Origin of the sequence: Reichenbachiella faecimaris (genome assembly GCF_900176375.1) — a bacterium.
GTDB lineage: Bacteria > Bacteroidota > Bacteroidia > Cytophagales > Cyclobacteriaceae > Reichenbachiella > Reichenbachiella faecimaris.
In genome coordinates this window covers 1,836,084-1,854,095 of the sequence record NZ_FWYF01000001.1, presented here as the reverse complement: position 1 = coordinate 1,854,095, position 18,012 = coordinate 1,836,084, and the positions used below count along the sequence as shown (strand labels likewise).

The window sequence follows — 18,012 nt, the reverse complement described above, 5'->3', positions numbered from 1 at the left end:
TTCCCTTCTTAGAGCCTAGCGTTATATTTGCGCCTTAATTTCAAATGCTTTGAAGAGAATCATCAGTTTTGTTGTCCGCCATATCCCGCGAAAACACCTACAGCTTTTTAGTCATGTTGCACTTAAGGTGGTGGCTTTATTTTATAAAGGCAATCAAGTAGAGTGCCCAGTATGTGAAAGTCATTTTTCCAAATTCGTTCCTTATGGAAGAGTAGCCAGAGCCAATGCCCTTTGCCCAAATTGTTTGGCTTTAGAACGTCACAGACTGATGTGGTTGTATCTCAAACAGAAAACTAGCTTTTTCAAACCTGGTCAAGAGGTACTGCACATCGCGCCTGAAATTTGCTTTATCAAACGATTTGAAATAATTCACGGCGATCAATACATCACGGCCGATTTGGAGTCGCCACTGGCTAAAGTGAAAATGGACATTCACGACATGCCATTTGACGACAATAGATTTGATGTCGCTTTTTGCAACCACGTGATGGAGCATGTAGTGGATGACATTCAATCCATGAAAGAAATCTATCGCGTCCTGAAGCCAGGAGGCTGGGCGATTATTCAAATTCCAATTTTTCATCCAGTGCCAGACGTGACATTTGAAGATGATACCGTCACAGATCCTAAGGAGCGCGAAAAGCTATTTGGTCAAGATGATCATGTGAGACTCTATGGCAAAGACTACCCAGAACGTTTGCGAAAGGCTGGGTTTACCGTAGTGGAGGATGATTATGTGAATTCACTTTCCTTAGACGAACAAGTTCGATTTGCTTTACCCAAGGATGAGATTATTCACTTGTGTAGGAAGAATTAATCCCTCAACCCAATCTTCTTGCTTACCAGGTAATCATTTTTTCGAGTGGAAGACTGCGTCATCATCTCGCCAATGAATCCTGCCAAGAAAAGCTGCACACCTATAATGACGGCCACCAGAGCCAAGAAGAACAGCGGCTGATCCACTACGTCTCTAGCAGGAAGACCCATCTGTACCTCATATATTTTTCTGCCTATCACCCAAAAAGTGATTATTGTCCCAAAAAAGAAAGACAGTGTCCCAAATGATCCAAAGAAGTGCATGGGTCGTTTTTTGAATTTGGACACAAAGGAAATGGAAAGTAAATCCAAGAAACCAAAAATAAATCGTTCTAAGCCAAATTTGGTCTCCCCATATTTTCTTGCCTGGTGCTGAACCACACGCTCTCCAATTTTTGCAAATCCTTGACCTTTGGCTAAGAATGGAATATAACGGTGCATCTCGCCATAAACGTCTATGGATTTGACCACCTCCTTTTTATAGGCTTTTAGCCCACAGTTGAAATCGTGCAGTTTGATGCCAGAAAATTTCCTTGCTACAAAGTTGAAAAATTTTGACGGGATCGTTTTCATGATCGGGTCGTAGCGTTTCTTTTTCCAGCCAGAAACCAAGTCATACCCTTCATTCATGATCTGATCATACAAGCCCGGAATTTCATCAGGACTATCCTGCAAGTCCGCATCCATGGTAATGACAACGCGGCCACTCACATTTTTAAAACCAGTATTCAGTGCGGCTGACTTACCATAGTTTCTATTGAATTTGATGCCTTTGACGTGGCTGTCTCTTTCTGCCAGTTCGCTAATGATATTCCAGGATTTATCCGTGCTGCCGTCATCCACAAAAAGGACTTCGTATTGAAATCCTTTTTGTTCCATCACTTTGCCGATCCAGTTATGGAGTTCTGGTAATGACTCTTCTTCATTGAGAAGGGGTATGACTACAGATATATCCAGAGATTCTGCCATTATTCGAATTCAGGTCTTTTCTTTTTGATGATTGCTCCACAAATTAATCCAATCAGACCTGCACCTAATAGCCAGGCCCAACTGCCTTGCAATATACCACCTACAGAAAATTTACCTGCCATATCTTTTTCAATTTGCTCTAGTGCTTCGTCCATTTGCTCAGCAGGCGCACCAAAAGTTTCCATCATGGATTCCGTGTTTTTCAACACCTGCTCAGTAAGTATTTCTGGTAGCTCGGGATCAATAAAGTTGAAGAGTACAATGGAAAACACACCATTGATAATGGCGCCAATAATACCTGCTATAAATAAAAACTTGAATGCATCTCCGAAAGAGATAAACCCTTCTGTGTGATCGTCTCGATATTTTTTTCCTATGTATGAGTAAAGGAAGATTGAAAGTGCAAAAGACCCCAGAGAAAACTTCCAATCTACCATGAGACCAATGTCTATGGTATAGACGATCATGGTCAAAATGATGCTGACCAATCCAACAATAAGTCCGCCTTTGATGGCTTCAGTGCTTGATTTAGATTCCATTTGGTTATAGTTTATGGTTAAATAAAATAAAGTCGAACTAAATTATGGCGACTTGGTTTAATTATTTTTTTGGTTGCTTTTTAAGGATCGTCGAAAGTAAGCTGGTGAGTAAAAATCCAATACCTGCTTTTTTGACTAAGCTGTCAGTAGCTATATCCAAGGCCGTTGTTTTACTCACCTCATTATATGATGATTGGTAATTGTCAGCACCCATTTCCTCCGTTAGTATGTCTTTGTTTTCTTTTATTACATTCAGACTTTCAGTAATGTAAGATTGTAGCATCTCCACGTCTGCCAGTTGCAAGGCCATCCATAAAAAGACGGCATACAAAAGGGCAATACTTCCATAAATAAAGAAGCCTACGGTCATGCCTTGCCAAAACTCCATCAATCCCTGATTGAAAGTGTCGCGGAATTCTTTGATGCCAAAAAAGATAAAAACGGGAATAATAAAGAAATCGAAGACTCGCATTTCCATGAGCGGATTAGAACCCGTCCAGTGCAAGACAAAAAACATGGCAATATTGATGGCTGCACCAATCAGTCCGAATTTAAACGGGACTTTGAATAGAGGTTTCATTTGAATTATTCGAAGGTTTGAAATTGAGCGCCGTTACATACAGCCTTTACTTTCCCTGTCAGTTCTTGATTGAAAAAAGGCGAGTTTCTGGATTTGGATTTATTGGATTGATCATTGAGTGTCCACTTGGCTTTAGGGTCAAATAGTGTGAGGTTTGCAATTTGATTTTCTTTTATTGTTGGGAGATCCAGCTTCAAGATTGACCTTGGATTAGTAGTCACCTTCTCTATCCAAAGGGAGGGTTCTAGCTCTTTTCCTAATTTTAAAAGTGAAGGCAACATGGTTTGCAAACCTGATATGCCAAATCCAGCCAAGTCAAATTCCAGTTTCTTGTTTTCTTCATCCTGAGGCGTATGGGCAGTCACAATCACATCGATTACGCCTTCTTGAAGGCCTTTGATCAATGCCTTTCTATCCTTCTCAGTTCTGAGTGGTGGGTTGATTTTGTAGTGGGAGTCATAGCCCATTAAATCCTCGTCAGTGTGGATCAGATGATGGATGCTCACGTCGCACGTTACTTGCAAACCTTTCTTCTTCGCTTTTTTAATCAAGTTGACACTCTCTTTTGAAGAAATATTGGAGAAGTGAATTTTACCACCTGCATATTTCAAGAGATCCAAATCTCTTTTGATCATCAAGTGCTCTGCCAGAGTAGGCATACCTTTGAGCCCGAGTATGGTGCTGACTGTACCTTCATTCATGGAACCAAACCTGGTGAGTAGCTGATCTTCAGCCTGGTTGATGAGCAGACCGCCAATTTTTTGCAAATAAATCAATGATTTGAGCATCATGTCCGTATGCCAGATTGGTTTTTCTCCGTCCGTAAAAGCAACAGCTCCAGCCGCATGAAGGTCTAACATTTCCGTCAAGTCTTCGCCATTGGTATCTAGCGTGACTGCGGCCATGGGGTATATGTCTATCAAATATGATTTTGATTTTGATAAGACATATTCAACGTTTCCTTTGGTTTGTACTACAGGCGAAGTGTTGGGTAGTGTGGCTACTCCTGTAAATCCACCTTTTGCTGCTGCAGCTGCTCCACTGGCCAGATCTTCTTTGTGCTCGTTGCCTGGATCATTAAAATGAGATTTCATGTCGAACCATCCTGCAGAAAGCAGCAGGCCTTTGGCCTCAATGATGGTGTCGGCTTTATGTTCTTTTTTGTCGATGGCAGCGATTTGCCCATCCTTGATATGAATATTGACTACTTTGTTGTGATGCGGAGATTGAGGGTCGAGGATTTTAGCTTCTCTGAGGAGTATATTCATTATAAAAATCTTAGTAGCACACTTTCAGCAAAAAGAAATATCAGGGACAAAATTAAGGTATATTTCCATAAATCTCGCTGGTGATATTTTTCTTTCATTATTTCAGAAAAGGAGGTTGCATCCTGTGGCTGATAGACATTCAAATGCCTGATTTCAGATAGTCGGGATTGGATTTCTTCAATAGGTAGGGTAGTCAGGTTCGATTCTTTTTTGGAATGATTGAAGGCAATGCTTGTCATCAACTCTTCACCCAGCATCACGTCGTAGTAGCCAGGTGTCAACAGATATTTTGGCATATCCAGTACTAATTCATTAGCAGAAACTCGCTGTGAGGGAATCAACTCGACACCTTCTCTTTTTAGTTTGTATAGCTGACCATTGGGTACACTATCTACAGCTAATGTGAGGTTGGTATGGTCTACACTAAAGGCCAGCGCCTGATTGTTGGTACTGCTCAGTTCGGCAATTCTGTGCATCACAGGAACAAACAACGCGTGATGATGTAAATTGGTATAAGCTGAAGCGAATGGGCTTGAAAACATGTACAAGTTGCCTTTTTGGAACAAGTGACTGAGATAGGACTGGTTGGTTTTGGTTTTTAATAATGGGACTTCACTGCTACTCCAGTTGTATAGGGCAGATACCTCTGGCATTTGCGTATCACTGCTGATAGATTCAAAAATATTCGCGAAAAATGGATTTTTTAAATCAGGAATAGCCATTGGGGTTTTGATGGCAGAGGAATCTCTTTTTACCAATATTCCGGCAAACTGATAGGCGCTGGCTTCTTCTCCTTTTGGGATGAAAATGACAGATTTGCCTTCTCTGAGCTGTTTTTCTACCTGCGCCTTGAGTCCATTCTCCATTACCCTGAGGGCATTGATGATGATCAGATCTGCTTTTTCTAGTGTGGGGTAAGAAATGTTTTCGGATTGGAAAGAAGTAAAACTGAACAGGTCATTGTTTTGATACACTTTACTCACTGGGCTATTAGATAGATCCGTCACTTCTACAATATTTATTTTAGAGGCCTGATTTAGGGTAAAGAAATAGTCGTTGTCGAAAGTGATCGGAAAATCCTCAAAACTGATCATGCATTTATTGGTTTTTTGCAAACTACCAGTCAACTCAAAAGTCACAGTTTGGCTGGAATTTGGTTCAATATCAATGCTGGTGGTGCCACTTTGCCTTTCATTGATAAAAAATTTGACTTGTAAGTCGTTAACCAGCCCGCCCTGATTCCTTACTCTCACCTGGACGCTGTTCTTTTGATCTGGCACCAAAAATGGGTTGGTAAGAAAAAGTGTATCAATAGAAATGTTTCTATGTTCGGATGAATTTGTAGTGACCAAATGATACTGATTCACAGAATCAGCAATGGATTCAAAAGCCCCAAAGGTCGATTGCTGGAAATCTGTCAGTAAAAAGATATCTTTAGAATCATCAGATGGATCAGACAAAAGCTTGCCAAACACTTCTTTTCCAGTTCTTGCAAGATTTGAATATTCAATTTCAGTTAGTAGCTCCAATGTCTTTGTTTGGGAGCGACTGATGCTACTACCAGGAAGAAAGTCATTGGTAATCAGGTTGAATTTGGTTTCTTGAGGATACAAGCCAACAACCTTTTGTGTGACATCCAGGAGCTCATTGAAGCCAGTGATGTCATTTTCTGTGACATTGGATAGACTGTTGGAGTTGTCCAGATATATCATCACAGATCTACTATTGAGTCCTTCTTCCTCACCAGGAATGAAAGGTTGTGCAAAAGTGAGTATTAGAAAGAAGACGAAAATTAGTCGACAAAGTAAAATCAACAAGTGTTTTAGTCTGAGATTGGATGAGCTTTGCTTTTTGATGCTTTCTAAAAATCGGACATTAGAAAAACTTACCCTTTTGGCTTTTCTGAAATTGAATAGGTGAACGATGATCGGAATAGCTAGTGCGGAGAGTCCCCACAAAAAAATCGGATAAGTAAAGCTCATTAGAGACAAATCTATATTAAAATTTGTTGGCTATAGGAATAATTTTTTTACAAATGTCAATCCTGGCAGGTACACGATATTATCGAACCAAAGTTCATTCCATATAAATTTTCGGCTCATTGAAAAGTATGTTTTTGAAGGCGAGAGACTAATTATTCGTGTATAACGGTAAATAATCGAATTACTTAACTCAGTTCTTTTATTTGAAGAATAGAGTATTTATATTCGTGTTGTTGTTGTGGATTAAGATTTGATTAGTCCTTTTTATTTTGAGTTTTTGACCTTGGGGTTCAGGAGGAGTCTTGAACCCTTTTTTGTGCCCTTTTCTTTATTTTTGATAATATTATTATAATTGTGTCGAATTGCCAGAATTGGTCATTTAACTCTATCAAGAACCAACTAACCCAACAATAACCTATTATCCCTTCCAATACATTTATCTAAATTTCAAAGCTATGAGAATCAGCCTTACAGCGATTTTGCTGTTTTTAATGCAATGCCTATGCGCCCAGGATATTGCGCATAATAAGGCTTTATTCAACATTACCCAGCTAACTTATGTAATAGTGAATGACGTGACAGGGGTAGCCCAATCAAACTTGGAAAATCCCAGGGCAGTTAGTCTGAATACAATATTCGGATATTTCATTGTTCCTGAAAAATTATCTATTGGGATTGGATTTGGATTGGATTTGGATTGGATGGATATAGCAATCCGAGTTTTAATACTGCACCACTATATGCTGATTTGAGGTATTATTTGGTAAAGGGTCCTCAGTCACCTTACTTTTTGTTTGATTGGGGGCCTATGGTTCAAATCGGGCCATCTTAAGCAAGCGGTCATGGCGGGCGCGTGGGTGTTGGGCATAAATTTTTAGCTCGAAAGAATCTTATGATGAGTGCTGATATCAGTATGGTAGGAAAGTCCTTAGAAGAAGATAATTATTTGCTACGGGGTGTAGGCTTCACTCTTGGAATTATTTTTTAATTAACTGCGTACTGAAATCAAAACTAAAATTTTTATTCTTTTGCTACTGCCACTATGCACAGGCTTAGTCCAAGCCCAAGATCCATATAGAAACAAAGGCTGGTACAATATCACGCAATTTTCTCAAGGCATTAATAAGGATGTCCATAGGGTAGTGAATTTTAGCACGCACAGCCAGTGGCAATCAGGCTCTTCATTTTCAGAAGTACATACAGAACTGGGTGTGTTCTTTGTCAAAAAACATGCAACAGCGGGATTAGGGATTGGGTTTGCCCGCTACAATAATCCAGATGTGTCAGTGATGCCAGTAGATTTGACCTTGCGTGTCTATCTCAATAAAGTGGACAATAGTCTTTTTCTCATGGGGCGTGGGCACGGTTCTATACTCATCAAAAATGTACTCAGATTGGCTACTGGCTATAGATATGGGATTGGCTATAAGTTTTTCATAGCTAAGAAATGTTTCATAGTGGACGCCTTCCTGCAATACCAAACCATTTCCATGACCCATCTCAACGCTTCTTTATCTCTCGACAAGTATGAAGTCTCTAGTTATGGCTTCTCCCTAGGCATCATGCCATTCTAACTATTGCCAGAGTAAAAAGTGGTCAAAATCGAACACCTGTTGTTTCATACCTGAACAAGTTTGGTCAACTAGACGACAAGCATATATTTGTAAGTTACTGATATTCAAACGTCTAATATTATGGCACTCTTCTTGGCATACCCTGACCGAACTTGAAATTATAATGAACTAATGGATAAAAAGATTAAAAAGAAAAAATGGACAGTAGGGAAGATTTCATCCATTTCATTCGGTGCGCTGTTTGTCTCTTTTATACTATACAACTTCATCTTTGCTGATAAGGGCTCAAAACTCAATGTGTCCGCTGAGAAAATTAATATTTCAGATGTAAGGAAAGGGCAGTTTAGGGAATTCATCCCCGTAGATGGAAATGTGATGCCTATCAAAACCATTAGACTGGATGCCATAGAAGGAGGAAATGTGGAGAGAAAATACTTAGAGGGTGGTGAAATGGTGACCAAAGGAGATACCATTTTGAAACTGGCTAACAACAACTTGGTACAAAACTTTGTACGAGAAGAAACTCAGACTTTTAGATTGGTCAATGAGTTGGCCAATACTAAATTGTCGCTAGAGCGAAACAAATTCGAACTCAAAAGAAGACTGACTGCTCTCGATTATGATATAGATGCAGCAAAGGATGCCTATGAAAGAGGAGCCAAACTTCGTGATGAAAAAGTAATCTCAGAACAAGAGTACTTAAATCTTAAAAGGGCCTATGACCGATTGGTGTCGAATCGAGTGATTGAAATTGAATCTCAGAAGTTTGATACTAAATCTACAGAGCATCAAATTAGACAAACCACGGAAACCCTTGAAAGAACCCGAAGAAACCTTGAAATGATCAAAGGTAACTTGGATAACCTGTTTATTAAGGCGCCAATCTCTGGTAGTTTGTCTTCTGTCAATGTAGAAATAGGAGAGTCCATCATGCCAGGTCAAAACATTGGTCAGATAGATGATTTGGATGCATTCAAAGTAAGAGCAACTATCGATGAGCACTATATAGCAAGAATATACGAGGGACTGGAAGGTACATTCGATTTCGCAGGAGAAACACATCAACTCAAAATTTATAAAATATACCCTGAGGTCATCAATGGTTTGTTTTCTGTGGATTTAAAATTTGAGAATGAATTGCCAGCTGATATCAGAAGAGGCCAAACATTGCAGATCAAATTGCAGTTGAGTGAAAACATTGAGGCCGTACAAATCCCAAGAGGAAGTTTCTATCAGACCACAGGCGGTAACTGGATCTTTGTAGTGGACGAGTCTGGTGACTTTGCTACGAGAAGAAACATAAGATTGGGACGTCAAAACCCTAGATTCTACGAAGTAATCGAAGGTTTGCAACCTGGAGAAAAAGTGGTTGTCTCTTCATACGATGGTTATGAAGACAAAGACAGACTGGTCTTCAAATAAGTAATCAATTAAGAACTAAAACATACTAAACAATATTCAAATGGAAAACGCGAATACGCTACTCAAAACCGACGGATTAAAGAAATTCTATTACACTGACGAAATTGAAACTACTGCTTTGGCAGGTGTGAACCTCAATGTAAATGAAGGAGAATTCGTTGCCATCATGGGGCCATCAGGTTGTGGTAAATCTACCTTGCTAAACATAGTCGGCCTATTAGACAATCCTTCTGAATGAGAATTTTATTTCAGAGACGAGGAGATTTCAGAATATAGCGAAAGACAAAGAGCTGATTTGAGAAAAGCTAACATTGGATTTGTATTCCAGAGCTTTAACCTGATCGACGAATTAACAGTATTCGAAAACATTGAATTGCCATTGATTTACTTGAAGTATTCTGCTTCTGAACGTAAGAAAAGAGTAGAAGAAGTGATGGAGCACATGAAAATCATGCACAGAAGAAATCACTTCCCTCAGCAGTTATCAGGTGGACAGCAGCAAAGAGTGGCTATCTCCAGAGCTGTAGTAGCCAAGCCTAAATTGATCCTTGCCGATGAGCCTACAGGTAACTTGGATTCAGCCAATGGTCAAGAAGTAATGACACTTTTGAGCGACTTGAATGAGCAGGGTACTACCGTAGTTATGGTAACTCACTCACCAGTAGATGCTGAGTATGCAGATAGAGTGATTCACTTATTTGATGGTCAGATCGTTTCAGAAAATGTAAATGCCAAGGATAAGGCACTAGTATAAAATAATTACCAATTACAACTGCTCTATAAGGTAGTCGATGTACGGTCTTCGTACATCGGCTGGCTTACTGCGGCCAAACCTCAGGGACAAAACTCAAACTCAACTACCCCAAGGAATACTCAAAGACTTGAAAACTTGAAGAAATGAAGATAGGAATAGTGAAAAGGATGTTTTTTTTATTGGTGTTGACAGCCCTTGGTTTACCTGCAATCGGGCAAAATCAGGACTCTACCAATGTTCAGTCATCCAATGGCAAGAAAATTTTGACTTTAGATGAGTGTCTCCGAATTGCTATGGACAATAACATTCAGTTAAAGCAAATCAGGAATAATACGCGTATTGCTAAGGCCAATGATTTTCAGGCAATAATGAACTACCTGCCAGCGCTGAGTGGATTTGCAAATTATACCTGGAATAATGGAACTGGTTTTGATAACAGTTCGGGAAGGTTTTTTACAGGAGGTAGGGAAAGTAGTTTTTCAAGTCTAAATGCAGATTTGACGCTTTTTAACGGATTGTCTAATCACTATAATAAAAAGGCAACGGCTAAAACGCTGGAATCTAACATCCACCAGATCAAAGCTACAGAGCAAACAGTAAACGCCACTGTACTGGGCGCCTACCTGAATGTGATATTGGACGAAAAGAGATTGGAGATTTCTGAGGATAGGATTGAGCTATTGCAAGCACAGCTTGAAAGAGAAAAGAAAAGAAACGAAGTGGGAGTAGGCGATTTGGCACAAGTCTATAATTTCCAATCTCAGTTGGCAAATGAAAATCTTAACAAAGTAAATCTTCAAAATCAAAGCAGAAGGGATAGATTGACCTTGCTGCAGGCTTTGCAGCTAGATGTTTCTGAAGAGTATGACATTGCGCCAGTGAGTGTGGAGGATGAAGCCTCAGTACTTGAAAGTGATAAGTTTACGGATGTGCTGACTCAAAGCGTACTGTACTCTCCAAGCCTGAAAAGTGCCAAAGCTAATGTGGAGGCGGCAAGCTTCAACCACAGAGCTGCACAGGGGGCATATTTGCCAACACTAAGAATATTAGGTAGCTACTCTACGCAATACTCGTCCTTGAATAAAGATAATTCCTCAGGTACGCCAGTTGATTTGACCATAGCAGATCAATACAGCAATCTGACCAACAAGAGTCTTGAGCTGAGAATGACAGTGCCGATCTTCAATAGATATACAATCAGAACCAATGCCCAAGTCGCCAGGCTGAATAGGGAAAATGCAAAATTGAATCTAGAGTCCGCCGAACTCAGTTTGACAAATAATGTGCAACAAGTATATCTGGACTTAGTTGCGGCACAAGAAACCTACAAGGCTGCAGAAGACAACCTAGTAGCGCTTAACCAATCTTTTGAATTCGCCAAAACAAGATACGAAAACGGGAATACGGATTTTTTCACTTACCTGGAAAGTCTAAATAATAAGAACCGAGCAGAAATTGAATTGGTAAATGCGAAATACAGTATCGTTTTTAGAAAGAAAATCCTCGACGTTTATAGAGGTTTATTATAAGTTTAAAACTCAAAACTCCAAATTCAAAACCGTCCCGATAAAATCAGGACGGTTTTTTTGTGTTCTTTTTAAATTCTTAACCCTAACAGGGTTCCAAACCCTGTTAGGGTTTCTGATACACTTCCCGTAATTTTGCGATTCAATAAAATCCAAAGGCATTGAAGACGAAAGGCAGAAAAAAGGAGAAGGTGAATATCGTGACATTAGGTTGCGCCAAAAACCTGGTGGACTCAGAAGTGATCCTGACACAACTGAAGGGAAATGATATTGACGCTGTGCATGAGTCTAAGAAAAACGACGCAACCACCGTGATCGTAAACACTTGCGGATTTATCGAAAATGCCAAGCAAGAATCTATCGACACGATACTCAAGTTTGTAGATGCCAAAGAGGAAGGCCACATTGAAAAATTATATGTGACAGGATGCCTCTCTCACAGATACAAGGATGATCTGGCCAAGGAAATCCCAGATGTAGATGAATACTTTGGTACAACAGACCTCAAGTCCATTCTGGCTAAATTTAAAGCTGATTATAAGCATGAGTTGATAGGCGAAAGAGAAACCTCAACAGATTCGCATTATGCTTATTTAAAAATATCTGAAGGCTGTGATCGTCCCTGTTCTTTCTGCGCGATTCCTTTGATGCGTGGTAAGCATGTATCTCGTCCAATTGAAGAATTGGTAATGGAAGCCAAGAACTTGGTGAAAAATGGGGTGAAAGAAATTCTATTGATTGCTCAGGATTCTACTTACTATGGTCTTGACATTTATAAAAAAAGAAACTTAGCCGAGTTGCTGGAAAAGCTTTCCGAAGTAGAAGGACTGGATTGGATTCGGCTGCACTATGCATTCCCAACTGGCTTTCCAGAAGACATATTGAAAGTAATGGCCGAGAAGAAAAACATCTGCAGCTATCTGGATATCCCTTTGCAGCACGGCTCTTCCAAAGTGCTGAAGTTGATGCGTAGAGGTACTGATCGTCAGAAGACAACCAAACTCCTTGAGAAGATTAGAGCGCAGGTACCAGGCATTGCCATTCGTACCACCATGATTGTTGGCCATCCAGGCGAGACTGAAGAGGATTTTCAGGAGTTGATGGACTTTGTAGAGGAGAGTAGATTTGATCGATTGGGCGTGTTTGCGTACTCCCATGAAGAAGATACACATGCAGGCACCATGAATGACGATGTCCCAGAGGAGGTAAAAAACGAGCGAGTAGATGCCCTTATGGAATTACAAGAGGGTATTTCATTGGAAATCAACGAAGGTAAAATCGGCAATACTTACAAGACACTTATTGATCGTAAAGATGGAGAGTATTTTGTGGGCCGTACAGAGTTCGATTCTCCTGAGGTGGACAATGAAGTACTAATCAACGCCAAGGATCACTACTTGCGTGTAGGGGATTTTTCGAATATAAGGATTACTGCAGCTGAGCCGTTCGACCTGTATGGCGAACCTGTCAATTAGATTTACCAGATCTGCTTTTTAAGTTCTTTGATCAGGTCAAAGTGCCTGTCTTTTGTAATAAGAGTGAGTTCATATTGAAATGCAAACGCAGCAATCCAGATATCATTTTCCGGTATTGGAGTGCCATTTTTTTTCAAAGTAGATTTTATTACTCCGTACGCTTGAGAGGTTTCTTTGTCAACCTTAACGAGCTGAAATTGCTCTAGAAAGGATTCTATTTGAAGAAGTTTATTATCAATGCTTTTTAGCGATCCACTGGCATAGGCGCCAAAGTATATTTCACCTGCTACAATGGATGGAATTAAAATATTATTATTTGAAAGGTTCTCTTTTATCCCTTTGTCACCCCTGAAAAAATCATTAATTACGTTCGTATCAATTAGGAAAGCTTCACCAGTCATATTTGTCTATTTTCTCGCAGCTTTCTTCAATGATGAATTTTATTTCATCTGCTTCTTTATTACCCCACGAACCAGACAGTTCAGAAAGAATATTTGACTTTTCTTTTTGAGAAACGTCTTCTTTTAGAATGGACTCAATTTTAGATAGTTTGTCTTTGTCCTCTAAAGAGGTAAACTTTTCAATAATCCGAAGCTTTCTTGTTGCAATACTCATAACTTAGAATTTTATACAAATTAACGATTAATCTTGTAATATGGATTTTGCGAAGTCGAAAAATGGAGCCGTTCGACCTGTATGGCGAACCAGTCATTGAATAATTGAACGGTTTTAAACCAATTCAGCATCTTATTTCTAGACCTTGCGTAAACCCATGCATCTTTTTTATATTTAGAAAAATCTTGACAAAGCATGCAGGTAGAAAAAATTGATCTACGCGATACGCAATCATTCTCAACCTTCTTTTTAGACTATTTGGACAACAAAGAGGAGCTCAAAAAATTCCACGGGCTCCGTCCCAAGATGGAGTGTTTTGAGGAGCAAATCAGCAAAAAACAATTTGTTGATGAAAACAGAAAAGTGCTTTGTCAGGTACTTGAAAAACAATATTCAAAAATCAATAAATCTTCAGTCGTAAGCTCAAATCTTGCCAGCCTAAAACAATCGAACGCCTACACGATCACTACAGGTCACCAACTCAATATATTTACAGGGCCACTTTATTTCATCTACAAAATCGCTACAGTCGTAAATGCCTGCAAAGCCCTCAAGAAAAAATACCCTGCCTATAATTTTGTGCCCGTCTATTGGATGGCCTCAGAAGATCACGACTTCGACGAAATATCCTATTTCAATCTTTTTGGAAAAAAGTATGAATGGAAAACTGATCAAAAAGGTGCCGTTGGGCGATTCAAAACAGATGGATTAAAAGATATGCTGGAATCACTACCAGAAAAGGCTGAACTTTTTGAGAGGGCTTATTTGGAGAATGATAATTTGGCTAATGCTGTTAGGTATTATGTCAATGAGCTTTTCTCGGATGAAGGAGTGGTGGTGATGGACGGAGATGATGCTCAGCTGAAAGCTTTGTTTGCCCCTGTGATCAAAGACGAATTACTCACTAGCACCTCTAACGAGCTAGTGGAATCAACTAATTCGGACTTAGAGTCTGCTGGCTACAAACCACAGATTTATGCCAGAGAGATCAATTTCTTTTATCTTCAAGATGGCAGTCGTGAACGCATCATCAAGGATGGGAAGTTGTACGCCATAAAGAACACGTCACTGCAATTCTCGGAAACTGAGATGCTTTCGGAACTAGAAAATCATCCTGAAAGATTCAGCCCCAACGTGGTGATGCGTCCATTATATCAAGAGGTGATTTTGCCAAACCTCGCTTATGTGGGAGGGCCAGCAGAAATGATTTATTGGCTACAGCTACCAAGAGTTTTCGAACATTACAAAACGCCGTTTCCTATTCTACTGCCCAGGAATTTTGCTTTGTATATTAATTCAGGTTTCATCAAAAAAATGAGGAAGTTTGAATTGACTTCTATTGACATGTTTAGAGAGGTAGAAGCATTGAAAGCTGACTATCTGGCTGAACATGGTGAAAATGAGATGAACCTTAACGGAGAAGTAGATGACTTGAAAGAGGTCTATGATCTACTCATTGAAAAGGCAGAAACGGTAGACGCTTCATTGAAAGGGTTTATAGCGGCTGAGCATGCTAAGGCTGCTAAAGGACTAGATAATATTGCCAAGAGACTTAAAAAATCTGAGGAACAAAAACACGAAACTGCATTAAATCAAATCACTGCTTTGAAAGATAAGCTGTTTCCAGGTGGAGGATTACAAGAACGCCACGACAACTTCCTGAATTTCTATTTGAATAATCCAAATTTCGTAAAAGAAATATTGGAATCTTTGGATGCCTTTGACTTGAGAATGCATGTAATCAAACAGGCATAAAAAAAGACAACTCATTTGAGCTGCCTTTTAAAATTTTTCTGCTTGAAAAAGCGCTTAGGCCTTGAAATCTATCTTTCTCATTCTGATGGACAGTGGAGTTACTTCCACATATTCATCTTTATTGATGTATTCCAATGCTTCTTCCAATGAGAATTTCTTAGGAGGAGCAATTTTCATGCTTGCATCAGTCCCCGATTTTCTCATGTTGGTCAACTGCTTGCCTTTTTGGATGTTTACGGCTAGATCGTTTGCACGAGAGTGCTCACCAATTACCTGACCTACATACAAGTCATCACCTGGAGAAACGAAGAATATTCCTCTGTCCTGGAGTTTGTCTATAGAATAAGATGTGCCAGGCCCAGTTTCCATTGAAACCAATGATCCGTTCAATCTTTCTGGAATATCACCTTTGTAAGGCTCGTATCCGTTGAACCTGTGAGTCATTACCGCCTCACCTGCAGTTGCAGTCAATACTTGATTTCTTAAACCTATCAAGCCTCTGGCAGGAATGTTGAACTCTAAATGCTGTACGTCGCCTTTAGGCTCCATGATGGTCAATTCACCTTTTCTTTTGGTTACCAACTCGATAGCCTTTCCAGATACGTCTTCTGGTACGTCGATAACCAAATGCTCGATAGGTTCGTGCTTTTGACCGTCCACGTCTTTGTAAATTACCTGAGGTTGACCCACTTGAAGCTCATAGCCCTCTCTTCTCATGGTTTCGATCAATACAGACAAGTGAAGTACACCACGTCCATAAACCAAGAATTTATCTTCACTGTCAGTAGGTTCTACTCGAAGCGCAAGGTTCTTTTCTATCTCTTTCATTAATCTGTCCCTCAAGTGCCTTGAGGTGACAAATTTCCCTTCTTTACCGAAGAATGGAGAATTATTGATGGTAAAGAGCATATTCATAGTAGGCTCATCTACACCTACTCTTTCTAATGGCTCTGGATTGTCGAAATCAGTAATGGTATCTCCAATTTCAAAATCATCGATTCCGGTTACAGCACAGATATCTCCACAATCTACTTTATCCACACTTCTCTTACCCAGGCCTTCGAAAATGTGCAATTCTTTTATTCTAACACGTTTTACAGTATCATCCTTTTTGGTTAAGCCCAGGCTTTGTCCAACTGCTATAGAACCTTGATGTATTCTGCCAATGGCGATTCTTCCAGTGAATGAAGAAAAGTCCAAAGAAGTAATTTTCATCCTAAGAACACCTTCTTTTTGCTCAGGAGCAGGAATAGATTCTAGGATCGTGTCCAGCAATGGCTCGAGAGAACCTGTTTCGTTTTTCCAATCATGGCTCATCCAGCCGTTCTTAGAAGAACCATACAGGGTGGGGAAGTCCAATTGGTCTTCTGTAGCTTCTAAGTTGAACATGAGGTCGAAAACTTCCTCATGTACTTCGTCGGGACGACAATTTTCTTTGTCTACTTTGTTGACAACCACGATGGGTTTCAAACCAAGGCCAAGTGCTTTTCCAAGCACGAATCTGGTTTGAGGCATAGCACCTTCAAATGCATCTACTAGTAGAATTACACCATCAGCCATACTCAATACTCTTTCTACTTCACCACCAAAATCGGCGTGACCTGGCGTATCAATGATGTTGATTTTAGTGCCTTTGTAGTTTACTGATACATTTTTTGAAAGAATCGTGATCCCACGTTCTCTCTCAAGATCATTTGAATCTAGGATCAATTCGTTATTGTCCTGCGTTCTTTTTGCGTCATTTGCCTGAGCAGCGTAAATGATCTTGTCAACCAAGGTCGTCTTGCCGTGGTCAACGTGTGCTATGATAGCAACGTTTCTGATTTCTGTCATCCTTCTAAAAATTAAAGCGCAAAATTACGTCTAATAAATGAGAAGCACAGGACTTGAGAGATTAATTCATGATTAAAATGATAGGCTAAAGCTCTTCAAGTTCACTATCTGTATCATCTACCATAATGGGAGTGATGATTTTGTTTTTAGGAAAGGGAGAATTTGACATATTCTCTTGAACTTCAGATGACTTTTTTCCTTCCGATTCAGCTGTTTCGGGAAGGTCTTTTTGAGAGGCTTTCTTTTTGGCGAGTTCTTCGGGATTGCCCACGCTTACATCCCAAAATGGATCTCTAAGGTCATAGTATTTGTTGTTGTATTGAGTCAGCATGATTTTTACTGCATAGTTCAATCTATTCAACGCATCTATTTGATAGTCCTTTCTATTCATTGGATGGAAAATGAAGAATTTGATGATTGGAAATGCACTCTTGCGTAAGTCTCCTAAAATGGAAGCAATTCTAATTTCGCCAGCATCATTTTCTGCTTGTATTCGGTCGAGTGCTTCCTTGCAAAAACGAGCTAAACCGTTGAGTAAATCGAAATAAGGCCAAATATCCCCATTTTGTTCCTTTTTTCGTTCTTCCACATAATCTTCACAAAAGACTTTAAGAATATTTAATTGAGGAATGCAAAGGGCAGGTTGGGTGTAAACATTAGGTTGCCAGAGTATTTCGCGGAAGGTGAAAATTGAAGGCAGTAGTTCTGTGTCGTAATTTTCTTCCTTTTTCAAATTCAAAATATCTTCCGATTTGAGTTGCAATATGGTAATATCTCCAGCCACCAATTCATAGATCCATTGATCCCCCTCATTGGCGGTTTTTGGCTTGGGAGCCAATTCCATAAATTCCCAAATCTCGTTAAGATCAATTTTCATAAATTCAATTTTCGACTAAGAGCCTCT

16 protein-coding genes and 1 pseudogene are annotated in these 18,012 nt (G+C 39.7%); 8 read left to right on the top strand and 9 right to left on the bottom strand.

Annotated features, from left to right (window positions below):
* Positions 1-49: 49 nt before the first annotated feature.
* Positions 50-817: a class I SAM-dependent methyltransferase gene (locus B9A58_RS07805; RefSeq protein WP_084371895.1), complete on the top strand. Its 768-nt coding sequence runs from the start codon at positions 50-52 to the stop codon at positions 815-817.
* Here the strand turns inward: B9A58_RS07805 and B9A58_RS07800 are convergent.
* The 5 genes from B9A58_RS07800 to B9A58_RS07780 form a co-directional block, all read right to left on the bottom strand.
* Entirely contained in the window at positions 814-1,785 is a 972-nt protein-coding gene (locus B9A58_RS07800) for a glycosyltransferase family 2 protein (protein WP_084371894.1), read from the bottom strand. The two genes, B9A58_RS07805 and B9A58_RS07800, sit on opposite strands and share 4 nt — an antisense overlap.
* Entirely contained in the window at positions 1,785-2,324 is a 540-nt protein-coding gene (locus B9A58_RS07795; protein ID WP_084371893.1) for a DUF4199 domain-containing protein, read from the bottom strand. The genes B9A58_RS07800 and B9A58_RS07795 overlap by 1 nt, the downstream gene beginning before the upstream one ends.
* Before the next feature lie 61 nt (positions 2,325-2,385).
* Positions 2,386-2,904, bottom strand: coding sequence for a DUF4199 domain-containing protein (locus B9A58_RS07790; protein WP_084371892.1), 519 nt, complete (start codon positions 2,902-2,904; stop codon positions 2,386-2,388).
* 5 nt (positions 2,905-2,909) lie between these two features.
* Positions 2,910-4,172, bottom strand: a complete 1,263-nt coding sequence (locus tag B9A58_RS07785) for a dihydroorotase (RefSeq protein WP_084371891.1) — start codon at positions 4,170-4,172, stop codon at positions 2,910-2,912.
* Complete coding sequence (locus B9A58_RS07780) at positions 4,172-6,154, bottom strand: BatA domain-containing protein (protein WP_084371890.1); 1,983 nt, start codon at positions 6,152-6,154, stop codon at positions 4,172-4,174. The genes B9A58_RS07785 and B9A58_RS07780 overlap by 1 nt, the downstream gene beginning before the upstream one ends.
* Positions 6,155-6,609: 455 nt before the next feature.
* Here B9A58_RS07780 and B9A58_RS07775 point away from each other — a divergent pair, with 455 nt between their 5' ends.
* The 6 genes and pseudogenes from B9A58_RS07775 (at position 6,610) to rimO (ending at position 12,905) form a co-directional block, all read left to right on the top strand.
* Entirely contained in the window at positions 6,610-6,906 is a 297-nt protein-coding gene (locus B9A58_RS07775) for a hypothetical protein (protein ID WP_084371889.1), read from the top strand.
* A gap of 276 nt (positions 6,907-7,182) precedes the next feature.
* Positions 7,183-7,728, top strand: a complete 546-nt coding sequence (locus tag B9A58_RS07770; RefSeq protein ID WP_084371888.1) for a hypothetical protein — start codon at positions 7,183-7,185, stop codon at positions 7,726-7,728.
* A 171-nt stretch (positions 7,729-7,899) separates the two neighbouring features.
* A complete protein-coding gene (locus B9A58_RS07765; RefSeq protein WP_084371887.1) occupies positions 7,900-9,150 on the top strand; it encodes an efflux RND transporter periplasmic adaptor subunit in 1,251 nt (416 codons plus the stop codon).
* A 40-nt stretch (positions 9,151-9,190) separates the two neighbouring features.
* Positions 9,191-9,904: pseudogene (locus tag B9A58_RS07760) on the top strand (ABC transporter ATP-binding protein).
* A 143-nt stretch (positions 9,905-10,047) separates the two neighbouring features.
* Positions 10,048-11,433 carry a TolC family protein gene (locus B9A58_RS07755; RefSeq protein ID WP_084371886.1) on the top strand — a complete coding sequence of 462 codons (1,386 nt, stop codon included), beginning with the start codon at positions 10,048-10,050 and terminating at the stop codon, positions 11,431-11,433.
* Between the two features lie 158 nt (positions 11,434-11,591).
* Complete coding sequence (gene rimO / locus B9A58_RS07750; RefSeq protein WP_084371885.1) at positions 11,592-12,905, top strand: 30S ribosomal protein S12 methylthiotransferase RimO; 1,314 nt, start codon at positions 11,592-11,594, stop codon at positions 12,903-12,905.
* A gap of 2 nt (positions 12,906-12,907) precedes the next feature.
* Here the strand turns inward: rimO and B9A58_RS07745 are convergent, their stop codons facing one another.
* Together B9A58_RS07745 and B9A58_RS07740 are read right to left on the bottom strand one after the other, a co-directional pair.
* Entirely contained in the window at positions 12,908-13,306 is a 399-nt protein-coding gene (locus tag B9A58_RS07745) for a type II toxin-antitoxin system VapC family toxin (protein ID WP_084371884.1), read from the bottom strand.
* Entirely contained in the window at positions 13,296-13,520 is a 225-nt protein-coding gene (locus B9A58_RS07740) for a hypothetical protein (protein WP_084371883.1), read from the bottom strand. Before B9A58_RS07740 ends, B9A58_RS07745 begins: the two co-directional genes overlap by 11 nt.
* 195 nt (positions 13,521-13,715) lie before the next feature.
* Here B9A58_RS07740 and bshC point away from each other — a divergent pair, with 195 nt between their 5' ends.
* Positions 13,716-15,275, top strand: coding sequence for a bacillithiol biosynthesis cysteine-adding enzyme BshC (bshC, locus tag B9A58_RS07735; protein ID WP_084371882.1), 1,560 nt, complete (start codon positions 13,716-13,718; stop codon positions 15,273-15,275).
* A gap of 54 nt (positions 15,276-15,329) precedes the next feature.
* Here the strand turns inward: bshC and typA are convergent, their stop codons facing one another.
* Both typA and B9A58_RS07725 read right to left on the bottom strand, forming a co-directional pair.
* The gene (gene typA / locus B9A58_RS07730) at positions 15,330-17,108 is read right to left on the bottom strand and encodes a translational GTPase TypA (RefSeq protein WP_084371881.1); all 1,779 of its coding nucleotides are present in this window, start codon (positions 17,106-17,108) and stop codon (positions 15,330-15,332) included.
* Positions 17,109-17,193: 85 nt separating this feature from the next.
* Positions 17,194-17,985, bottom strand: a complete 792-nt coding sequence (locus tag B9A58_RS07725; RefSeq protein WP_084371880.1) for a hypothetical protein — start codon at positions 17,983-17,985, stop codon at positions 17,194-17,196.
* Positions 17,986-18,012 lie beyond the last annotated feature (27 nt).

What these genes read in the sequence shown, in the direction of transcription:
- B9A58_RS07785 (WP_084371891.1), bottom strand. Translation starts at nt 4,172, where the DNA reads ATGAATATACTCCTCAGAGAAGCTAAAATCCTCGACCCTCAATCTCCG.
- B9A58_RS07780 (WP_084371890.1), bottom strand. Translation starts at nt 6,154, where the DNA reads ATGAGCTTTACTTATCCGATTTTTTTGTGGGGACTCTCCGCACTAGCT.
- B9A58_RS07755 (WP_084371886.1), top strand. Translation starts at nt 10,048, where the DNA reads ATGAAGATAGGAATAGTGAAAAGGATGTTTTTTTTATTGGTGTTGACA.
- B9A58_RS07800 (WP_084371894.1), bottom strand. Translation starts at nt 1,785, where the DNA reads ATGGCAGAATCTCTGGATATATCTGTAGTCATACCCCTTCTCAATGAA.
- B9A58_RS07775 (WP_084371889.1), top strand. Translation starts at nt 6,610, where the DNA reads ATGAGAATCAGCCTTACAGCGATTTTGCTGTTTTTAATGCAATGCCTA.
- bshC (WP_084371882.1), top strand. Translation starts at nt 13,716, where the DNA reads ATGCAGGTAGAAAAAATTGATCTACGCGATACGCAATCATTCTCAACC.
- B9A58_RS07795 (WP_084371893.1), bottom strand. Translation starts at nt 2,324, where the DNA reads ATGGAATCTAAATCAAGCACTGAAGCCATCAAAGGCGGACTTATTGTT.
- typA (WP_084371881.1), bottom strand. Translation starts at nt 17,108, where the DNA reads ATGACAGAAATCAGAAACGTTGCTATCATAGCACACGTTGACCACGGC.
- B9A58_RS07740 (WP_084371883.1), bottom strand. Translation starts at nt 13,520, where the DNA reads ATGAGTATTGCAACAAGAAAGCTTCGGATTATTGAAAAGTTTACCTCT.
- B9A58_RS07790 (WP_084371892.1), bottom strand. Translation starts at nt 2,904, where the DNA reads ATGAAACCTCTATTCAAAGTCCCGTTTAAATTCGGACTGATTGGTGCA.
- B9A58_RS07765 (WP_084371887.1), top strand. Translation starts at nt 7,900, where the DNA reads ATGGATAAAAAGATTAAAAAGAAAAAATGGACAGTAGGGAAGATTTCA.
- B9A58_RS07745 (WP_084371884.1), bottom strand. Translation starts at nt 13,306, where the DNA reads ATGACTGGTGAAGCTTTCCTAATTGATACGAACGTAATTAATGATTTT.
- B9A58_RS07725 (WP_084371880.1), bottom strand. Translation starts at nt 17,985, where the DNA reads ATGAAAATTGATCTTAACGAGATTTGGGAATTTATGGAATTGGCTCCC.